The organism is Streptomyces sp. CBMA156 (assembly GCF_014596515.1).
In the GTDB taxonomy this organism is placed as follows: Bacteria; Actinomycetota; Actinomycetes; order Streptomycetales; family Streptomycetaceae; genus Kitasatospora.
The window spans coordinates 1-9,154 of record NZ_MSJQ01000206.1 but is presented as its reverse complement, the minus strand read 5'-3'; the positions used below and the strand labels follow the sequence as shown (position 1 = coordinate 9,154).

The 9,154-nt window shown below is 73.2% G+C and carries 7 protein-coding genes; 1 reads left to right on the top strand and 6 read right to left on the bottom strand.

Annotation, left to right across the window (positions count from 1 at the left end):
* The 3 genes from BU198_RS17120 to BU198_RS17110 form a co-directional block, all read right to left on the bottom strand.
* The coding region (locus BU198_RS17120; RefSeq protein WP_223244519.1) for a condensation domain-containing protein at positions 1-1,483 on the bottom strand (1,483 nt) is incomplete at its 3' end.
* Complete coding sequence (gene sbnA, locus BU198_RS17115; protein ID WP_188297716.1) at positions 1,480-2,472, bottom strand: 2,3-diaminopropionate biosynthesis protein SbnA; 993 nt, start codon at positions 2,470-2,472, stop codon at positions 1,480-1,482. The genes sbnA and BU198_RS17120, both read right to left, overlap by 4 nt.
* 301 nt (positions 2,473-2,773) lie before the next feature.
* Positions 2,774-3,370 carry an LmbU family transcriptional regulator gene (locus tag BU198_RS17110; RefSeq protein WP_223244518.1) on the bottom strand — a complete coding sequence of 199 codons (597 nt, stop codon included), beginning with the start codon at positions 3,368-3,370 and terminating at the stop codon, positions 2,774-2,776.
* Between the two features lie 535 nt (positions 3,371-3,905).
* On the opposite strand from BU198_RS17110, the gene BU198_RS17105 reads away from it, so the two are divergent.
* A complete protein-coding gene (locus tag BU198_RS17105; protein ID WP_223244517.1) occupies positions 3,906-4,613 on the top strand; it encodes an AfsR/SARP family transcriptional regulator in 708 nt (235 codons plus the stop codon).
* Between the two features lie 53 nt (positions 4,614-4,666).
* Here the strand turns inward: BU198_RS17105 and BU198_RS17100 are convergent, their stop codons facing one another.
* The 3 genes from BU198_RS17100 to BU198_RS17090 all read right to left on the bottom strand — a co-directional run bounded on the left by BU198_RS17100 (position 4,667) and on the right by BU198_RS17090 (position 8,961).
* Positions 4,667-6,883 carry an MMPL family transporter gene (locus BU198_RS17100; RefSeq protein WP_188297714.1) on the bottom strand — a complete coding sequence of 739 codons (2,217 nt, stop codon included), beginning with the start codon at positions 6,881-6,883 and terminating at the stop codon, positions 4,667-4,669.
* A 411-nt stretch (positions 6,884-7,294) separates the two neighbouring features.
* Entirely contained in the window at positions 7,295-8,422 is a 1,128-nt protein-coding gene (locus BU198_RS17095; RefSeq protein ID WP_188297713.1) for an acyl-CoA dehydrogenase family protein, read from the bottom strand.
* On the bottom strand, positions 8,419-8,961 hold the full coding sequence (locus tag BU198_RS17090; protein ID WP_317620165.1) for a hypothetical protein: 543 nt from the start codon (positions 8,959-8,961) through the stop codon (positions 8,419-8,421). The genes BU198_RS17095 and BU198_RS17090 overlap by 4 nt, the downstream gene beginning before the upstream one ends.
* Positions 8,962-9,154 lie beyond the last annotated feature (193 nt).

Sequence of the window (9,154 nt, the reverse complement as noted above, 5' to 3'; positions counted from 1 at the left end):
GTTCGGCGCGGGTCAGCCGGCGGGCGCCGTCGACCACCGCGACCGCGTCCGGCGTACGCGCGGACGCGGCCCGCACCAGCGCCACCGTGTCGCTCGCCGCCTCGCCCGGCAGCGCCGCGTCGGCGGCGGGACCGGTGAGCACCCCGATCGACTCCCCGGGCAGGGCCACGTCCAGGCGGTCGACGACCGTGTCCGGCGGGCAGCTCGCGAAGGCGCCGAGGAAGGCCCGGAACCGGGCCGCGTGCGCGGCCAGCTCGTGACCGTCGTACAGCTCGCTGTTGCCGTCCAGGTGCAGCTCCAGGGAGCCGTCGCCGGTGTTGAGGACGGTCAGGATCAGGTCGTTGACGATGCCGGTGGACAGGTTCACCACCTGACCCCGGCACGGGCCGAACTCCAGGACCGGGTCCTGGTCCAGGACGTTGACGAAGGGCCCGAACGGGCGCCGGTCGTCGGTGCGCAGGCCGAGGTCGCGGCGGATCTGCTCGCCCCGGTAGCGCTGGTGCCGCAGCGCGTTGGCGATCTCGACCCACGCGGCCCGCAGCAGCCGGTCGCGGGTCGCGCCGTGGCGGACCGGCACGGCCAGCGGGAGGTAGTTGGCGACCATCCCGGGGACGCCGCGGGCCGCCGCACCGACCCGGGCGGTGACCGGCAGGGTGAGCAGCGGCTCCTCCAGGCCGGTGATCCGCTGCACGTAGGCGGCCATCGCCGCGGCCACCAGGGCGGCCGGGGTGGCCCCGGCCGCGGCGGCGGCGGCGCGCAGCCGGTCCGCGTCGGCGGCGTCCAGCACCTCGGTGCGGCGCAGCGCGACGAGACCGGGGGCGGGTTCCCGGGTGGAGAGCGAGGACGGCTCGGGCGATCCGGCGGTGAGCCGGGCGGTCCAGTAGGCGCGGTCCTTGGCGAGGCGGGGCGAGTCCAGGTAGGCGCTCTCCGCGTCCAGCAGCAGCCGGAACGGCGGCGGTGCCGACGGGGCGAGGCCCGCCTCGTCGCCGCCGGCCGCGAGGTGGCTGTAGATCGCCGCGAGCCGCGGGTGGACCAGGTTGCGGCTGTACCCGTCGGACAGGATGTGGTGCATGCACAGGTAGAGCCGGTGGCGCTCGGGGCCGAGGCGGAGCAGCGCGGTGCGCATCAGCGGCGGCTCGGCGGCCTTCATCGGCAGGTCCAGGTCGCCGAGCATCCACGCCTCGGAGGCGGCCTCCGGGTCCGGTTCGGTGCTCAGGTCGACGAACGGGAGGGGGCTGTCGGCCACCGGGGCGACGGACTGGCGGGCCACCCCGTCGTGCTCGGTGAAACGCACCCGCAGGCCCTCGGCCTCCACCGACAGCCGTCGCAGGGCGCGCCCCAGCAGCTCCTGGTCGAGGGGGCCGCGCAGGTCGACGTAGTCGCCCATGGCGTAGCCGAGCGGCCCGGTCGCGAACTGCTCGTCGTACCAGATCTCGGACTGCGCCGCGGTGAGCGGCAGGTTGCTGCCGGGGGACACGCTCATCGCGCTGCCTGCCCTTCGTTCCGCTCCTCGTCGCCGGCCAGCGCCGTGTCGCCGAAGGTGCCACGGACCCAGTTGTCGTCGTAGAGGGTGTCGAGATAGCGCTCGCCCAGGTCGGGGGCGATGGTGACGGCCGTGGTGCGGCGGTCGGTGCAGTTCTCCTGGAGCCAGGCGAGTGCGCCGCCGACCGCGGTCCCGGTCGATCCGCCGAAGTGGTAGCCGTGCGCGGCCAGCCGGCGGCAGATCCGCACCGTGTCCGCCTCGTCGACGTGGACGACGGAGTCGACGAAGGACTCGTCCAGGAGCCCCGGCCTGATGCTGGTGCCGAGGCCGGGGATGTGCCGCGGGCCCGGGGTCCCGCCGAAGGTGACGGAGCCGACCGCGTCGACGGCGACCACCCGCACGTCGGGCCGGTGCTCGCGGAAGTAGCGGGCGCAGCCCATCAGGGTGCCGGTGGTGCCGGCGCCGATCACCAGGACGTCGAGCCGGGGGAAGCGGGTGGCGATGGCCGGCGCGGTGGTGCGGTAGTGGGCCATCCAGTTGCCCGGTGCCTCGTACTGGTTGAGCCACACCACCTTCTCGTCGGCGGCGCACATCTCCTGTACGTAGCGGATCCGGGCGCCGAGGTAGCCCTCGGTGGGGTGCGCCTCGGTGATGACGTGGACGTCGGCGCCGAAGGCCTGCATGGTGTGGCGGGTGGCCTCGTTGCAGCGGGAGTCCGTCACGCACACGAAGCGGTAACCGCGGTTGGCAGCGAGCATGCTGAGCGCGACGCCCATGTTCCCCGAGGAGGACTCGACCAGGGTCGAGCCGGGGCCGAGGACCCCCGCCGCCTCGGCCTGGGCCACGATCTCGCGGGCGGCCTTCAGCTTGATCGATCCGGCGAAGTTGAACCCCTCCACCTTGAGGTAGAGGTGTCGGGCGAAGATCGGATGCAGATCGACGAACAGATCGCTGACGTCGAATTCGTGCGGCGCAGATATGACAGGCATGGCAAGCTCCCGGCCGTCGGCGGTACGTCGTGACGTCGACAGCTACGAGGTTCCACGGCAGCTCTGACCGGGCGCTGACACCATGCTGACGTGACGTCGCCAGGGCCTCCCGAGCGGCCCGGACGTTCCACCCGCGGCCCCGGCTCACCGGCCGGCCCGGCCCCGCGGGCGCCCGCCGGCCCCGCGGACGTCCACCGCCCCCGCGCACGGGAACGGTGCCCCACCGAGTGCCCGACGTGTTCCTCGACGGCTCACGTCGGCACGGGTGACGGGCACCGTCCCGGCTTCGGGTGACGCCCGGTCAGTGCGCCTCGGAGTGCTGCGGAAGGCCGGGGCCGGGAGCCCCGTCCGCCTCGGCGTCCGGCCGTCCCAGCAGCTCCGCCGCGGCCGAGTCGAGCTGGCTGGCCACCCATTCCCCCAGCGTCACCCGGGAGCGCTCGGCCGCTCGCTGCCACTGGCCCAGGCGGTCGCGGTCGACCACCATCCGGGGCAGGGAGGCCGTCTCACGCGGTTCGGGATCGGCCTGGCGACCGCTCCTGATCTCCGAACGCAGCCGGTTCCTCGACCACTGGTGGTACTCGGCGAGGGCCATCCAGAGGTCCTGCTCGCCGTCCGTGAGGGCGGCCACCTCGGCGTGGTGGCCGAAACTGAGCCCTTCCCTGCGCCGTGGCGGCTCGAATCGCCGCGCCACCCAGACGTAGTTGCGGATGGTCTGGTAATCCAGCCCCGCCGCCTCCATGGCCCACCGGTAACGGTCGGGGAAACGGTTGCGGCCGAAGAGCACCCAGTCGCCCAGACACCAGGCGGAGGAATCGGCCATGCGTGCGAGGCCGACTCCGGCCCGTTCCCAGTCCTCGAACGACACCGAACCGGGTACCCGCAGCCCCACCTTCGTCATCAGGATCCGAGAGCCTGCGTTCCACTTCTCGATTGCAGTCAATTCCGCTTCCCCCGCCAGTCGCGTGCCCGGCTCTCCACCAGGCACTTTTCCGCCACCGCGCGTTCCCGTTTCACCGTTGCGCGGTGGAATGCCCGCATTTCAAGATCCATGATCTTGGAATCATCATGGTATTCGGTGCGGATCGGCCAATCCCGTCCGACCGGTGCCGGTGAAGTCGTCCACCGCCCGTGAATACTCGCCGGTAGACATGTCCAAAAGTGGCCATACGCTCCTATACATTTCTTTGCGGCCGCGGTATCGGTCGCCCCGCCCTGTCCCGCCGGCGGGACAAGGCACCCCCTAAGACGCTCCGGTGCACCGCGGAAATCGCGCTGGTGCCTTGGCGTCCCATCTGATTTCGGATGTAATGTTCGAGCGCCAGGCCACCCATTGATTCGGCTCCTCCTTGGACGCCGCTGGGACACGGGGGAATTCCATGTACATAACAATGCTGGGACCGCTGCGTGCTGTAAGCGGAATCGAATCCGCCGCTTTGGATGCCAAGAAGGTCCGGATGGCGCTGGCCGTCCTGGCTCTGCGTGCGGGCCAGGTGGTCAGTTTCGACGAACTCATCGACGAACTGTGGGGGGAGACCCTGCTCAAGAACACGCGGAACTCACTCCAGGGCATCGTGGCCCGGATGAGAAGATCGCTCGGGCGCATCGGACTGGACGCCACCGACCAGGGCGTCGTCCGCACCGTCGGCAACGGCTACGTGCTGGACATGCCCGCGGACCGGCTCGACGCCAACCGCTTCCTGCAGCAGGCGAGGGAGGGCCGCAGCCTGATCGGGCTGTCGCCGCACAAGGCCGCCGAGCTGCTCCGAGGCGCGCTCGCCATGTGGTACGGCCCGGCGCTGGTGGACGTCGGCGACGGGCAGCGCTGTCGTGCCGCCGCACTCCGCCTCGACGAGCAGCGCAGGCTCGTCCAGGAGGATCTGATCTCCGCCCAGCTGGAGGCCGGCGAGGCCGGGGCGGTCGTACCCGAGCTGAAGCAGCTGCACGCCGAACACCCCGAACGGGAGCGGTTCAGCGAGCAGTTGATGCTCGCGCTGTACCGGACGGGCCGGCAGTCCGAGGCGATCGACACCTTCCACCGCACCCGCAAGCAGCTCGACGACGAGATGGGGCTGCTGCCCAGCCGCCAACTTCAGCGGCTCTACCAGGCGATCATCAGTCAGGACGCGTCGCTCTCGCGCTGACCGCACGTGGGGCGGGTACCGGACCAGGTCCGGTACCCGCCCCACGCGACGTCTCACACCGATTCCCCCGCGGCCGCCCGGGCGGGGACGCCGACCGGCTCGCCCTCCCGCACGACCGGGCCGGCTGGCGCCTCGGACCGGGTCTCCAGCCGGGACGGCCACCAGACCCAGCGGCCCAGCAGGGCGATCACCGAGGGCAGGACCACGATCCGGATCAGCGTCGCGTCCAGCAGTACGGCGCAGGCCATGCCCACGCCCAGCTGCTTCATCTCGATGAAGGTCAGCGAGGCGAACAGGGCGAACACCGAGATCATCACCAGGGCGGCGCCGGTGACCACGCCGGCGGAGCGGGTGATGCCCTGCTCGACGGCCGCACGGACGGACAGCCCGGAGGCGGCCGCCTCGCGGATCCGGCTCACGACGAACACGTGGTAGTCCATCGACAGTCCGAGCAGGATGACGAACAGGGTGAGCGGCAGCCACGCCACCACCTTGCCCGTGGACTGGAAGTGCAGCAGCCCGTCGGCCCAGGTGTGCTGGAAGACCAGCTCCAGCACCCCGAACGAGGCCGCCGCGGAGAACACGTTGAGCACGACCGTCACCAACGCCAGCACGATCGACCGGAACGCCAGCGCCGTGACCACGAAGGTCAGGGCCAGCGCGAAGCCCAGCACCCACGGCATCTTGTCCACCACCTGGGCCCGGTAGTCCACGTCGTAGGCCACGTCGCTGCCGCCGACCGCCCACTTCACCCCGGGCACCTGCCCGACCGTGGCGGGCACGAGGTCGTCGCGCAGCCGGCTGAGGGACTCCCTGGCCTCCGCGGAACCGCTGCTGAGGCGGGTCCCGATGCCGACGGAGGCGTACCGGCCGTCGTGCGAGGTGATGATCTCGGGGGCGGGTGTGGCGGTGAACAGCGGGTCCTGGCCGGCGCGTTGCACCAGCGCGTCGAGCGCGGTGCGGAGTTGCCCGGCGCCGGCCTCCGGCACCTGGGCCACGACCAGCTGGGTGTCGGACTGGATCGGGAAGAACTGCGTCAGCCGGGCCTCGGCCTGCATGGCGGGCATGCTCCGGGGCAGGTCGTCCACGCCCGTGGCCTTCAGCTTCAGGTTGAGGGCGGGAGCCGCCAGCGCCAGCAGCGCCACGGCGGACAGCACCAGGCTGATCCCCGGGTGCCGCAGCGCCGGCCGGAGCAGCGCCGACCACACCCTGCTGCGGTCCCCGCGGCCCTGGAGCCGCCAGATCAGCGGCACCCGCGGCCGCTCCAGCGCCCTGCCGAACAGCATCAGCAGGGCCGGCAGCACGGTGAGCGAAGCGGACATCGCGATGGCCACCACCAGGATGCTGCCGGTCGCCATCGCCGTGAAGGCCAGGTTCCCGCCCAGGTAGAGCGCCCCCATGGAGAGGATCACGACGGTGCCGGAGACCACCACGGAGTGCCCGGAGGTGGCGGCGGCCAGCTCCACGGCGTCGACCTTGTCCAGGCCCCTGGCACGCTCCTCGCGGAAGCGCTTGAGGTAGAACAGCGAGTAGTCCACGCCCACGGCCATGCCCATCAGCACGATGAGCTCGCTCACCGCTCCCGGGTCAGGGACGAGCTGGGAGGCGGCGCCCCACAGGCCGAGTCCGGCCAGCACCGAGGACAGGCCGAGCACCACGGGGACGCCGGCCGCGACCATGGCCCCGCAGATGAACATCATCACCAGCAGGGTGATCGGCAGGCTCAGCAGGGTCGCGCGCCCCACCTCCTCGCCCAGCATCGTGTTGAGGGCGGCCCGGACGGTGTCGGGGCCGACCAGCTCGACCCGCACCCCGGGATGTCCCTGCTGCGCGCTCTGCACCGCGTCGATCAGCGGCTGCACCCGGTCCGGAGCGGTGTCCTGGTCACCGGTCATGACCACCGGGACCAGCAGCGCCTGCCCGTTCGACGACAGCACCTGCTCGCCCGTCGAGGCCACGTCGGACAGGCCCTTGAGCCGGCCCGCCGCGTCCGCGGCGGCACGCTCGGCGGCCTGCCGGTCGAGGTCGCCGTGGAGGGCGGTCACCAGCAGTGCCTCGGTCGGCGGCTGCGTGAGGCCACCGCTCTTGGCGATCGCGGTGGCCTGCGCGGACTGCCCGATCGAGAGGTCCGTGTTGGTGGCGACCTTCGTCCCGGTGGCGCCGCCGACGGCCAGCGCGATCCCCACGAAGACGACCCAGATCACCAGCGCCCACCACGGGTGGGTCGCGCTCCACCGCGCCGTCCTCGTCACCACATTCCGGTTTCCCACGATTTTCCCCTCGTATTCCCGCGGGCTTCCGCGAAGAGACCTGCATCCGGGCGGTGGATCGGCGAAGACGGGTCCGGGTGGTCACAGCGCCGGCCGGCCGGCATCCCGGCACCCGCCTTCGGACCACCACGCTATCGACGGACCGTCAGGCCGCCACGGGGGAAAGTTCCCTGATGGAGGTGGAGTTTTCTCCCCTGTCGCCGCGGACCGGGAGCTGCCAGTCTCGGGCCGTGATGGTGCGCGGCGCCGCGTGTGCGGTGACGGAGCGGGACGGGCGGACGGCGCCCCGCGGGCGGGACGCACGGGCGCGCTCCTCGTCGTCGAGGAGCGCGCCGGGAGCGGACGGGGCGGGTCCCGGCGCCGTGCCCGGGGGCACCGTCCACACCTCCGCGTCCTCGGGGGAAGACGGTGTCAGCACGCTTCGGCTCGCCCTACCCGGCCGGTGTGCAGGCCCTGGAACAGGTTGAGCCGCTGGATGGTGCCGGTGCCCTCCATGAACTCCACGCCCCGGGCGTCGCGGGCGTACTTGTCCAGCAGCGGATGCTCCAGGCGGGCCGCCGGACCGAAGAACGAGAGCGCCGACAGGGTGGCGTCCTCCGCGAGTTCGCAGGCCCGGGCCTTCGCAGCCGAGGCGAGGTGGCCGTCCGCCGGGCGCCGGTCCACGGCGATGGCGGCGCGGTGGGTGAGCAGCCGGGTCGCGTGGATCCGCCGGCCCAGCTCCTCGAACAGCGCCAGCTCGTCCCCCCGCAACTCCCTCCGGTGCTCGGCCACGTAGTCGTGCGCGGCGCCCGCGATCCCGAGGGCGATGGCGGCCACGCTGGGCCGGAGCCGGTTGAAGACCGCGAGGATGCCCCACATGCCGCGGCGGGTCGGCGGCAGATGACTGCCCAGCACACGGTCCGCCGGGACGTGCACGCCGTCCAGCGCGACCGCCCCGATCCGGACGCCGCGCAGGCCGAGGGTCGGCAGCGGTTCGGCCGTCCAGCCGGGGTCGGCGGTGTCCACCAGGACGGCGGTCACCCCGAGCCGTTCGGCGCCGGCGACCCGGGCGAAGACCGCCGCGACCGACGCCCGGGAGGCGTTGCCGACATAGCGCTTGGCGCCGTCGAGCCGGAGGGAGCCGTCGCCCAGCGGGGTGAGCGCGGTGCTCATCTCGCCGATGGCAGAGCCGCGTTCGGGTTCGGTGAGGGCGAAGCAGGTCCAGGTCGGCCCCTGGGTGAGCCGGTCGCGGAACCAGTCCTGCTGGTCCGGGCTGCCCAGCACGTCCACCAGCACGCCGGCCATCGACGGGCCGGGTGACGCGAGCATCAGGCCGGCGTCACCGCGGGCGAGTTCCTCGACCAGCACCGCCCGTTCCAGGGTGTCGCCGGAGTCCGCCGACCTGACCCGGGCCGCCAGGTGGCCGACACCCGGCAGGTGGAGCAGGTCGTGGACGGCCTCCGGGTCGCGGTCCAGCCTCAGCGCCGCCGCCCGCAGGTCCACGGCCCAGCCGCGCGCGCGCCGGCGCAGCTCCTCCAGGTGCGCGGGGAGGTGGGTCATGATTCCTCCGGGTGCGTGGTGGAACGGGGTTCCCGGTGGACGTCCGCCAGGAGTTCCGAGAGATGGGCGTCCCAGCCGGGGCCGGGGACGGTGAAGCCGTGCGCGCCGAGAAGACGCAGCAGCCGGTCGGCCAGGGTGATCCGGTCGTGCAGGCGCCCCAGCGAGGCGGCGTCCGGCGGGGCGTCGGACTCGGCGAGCACGCACTCCGCCTCCAACTGCTCCATCAGTACGTCGGCCAGGGCCCCCTTGACCATCTGTTTCATCAGGAGCGGGGTGCCCTCGGTGCGGCGCTCCGCGAGCCGGGCGACGGCGGTGTCCCTGAGGCCCTCCGACACGCCCAGCCGCACCCACACCAGCCCGGCCTGCCACGCCGCCGAAGCCCTGGCCCCGGGACCGTCCGCGGATCCGGCCGCCGCGGCGACGAAGCCGGGAGCGTCGGGGCCCCCCGGCAGCGGCACGGCGTCGGCCGGGACGAGGGCGTGGCCGCCGGGGCCCCGGGGCGGGGCGTCCGGGGACAGGGCCGCGTCCAGTTCGCGCACGGCCTCGACGATGCCGTCGCGGCGGGCCCGGGCGCGGCACTCCCGCGCGCAGATCGGAAGAGGGTCGTGGGGGGGAGGATGGGGGGGGGGGGCGGGGGGGGGGGGTGGGGGGGGGGGGGGGGGGGGCGGGGGGGGGGGGGGGGGGGGGGGGGGGGGGGGGGGGGGGGGGGGGGGGGGGGGGGGGGGGGGGGGG

Bases quoted from the DNA above. Each gene is read 5' to 3' on its own strand.
- BU198_RS17110 (WP_223244518.1), bottom strand. From the start codon at position 3,370: ATGACGAAGGTGGGGCTGCGGGTACCCGGTTCGGTGTCGTTCGAGGAC.
- BU198_RS17095 (WP_188297713.1), bottom strand. From the start codon at position 8,422: ATGACCCACCTCCCCGCGCACCTGGAGGAGCTGCGCCGGCGCGCGCGC.
- sbnA (WP_188297716.1), bottom strand. From the start codon at position 2,472: ATGCCTGTCATATCTGCGCCGCACGAATTCGACGTCAGCGATCTGTTC.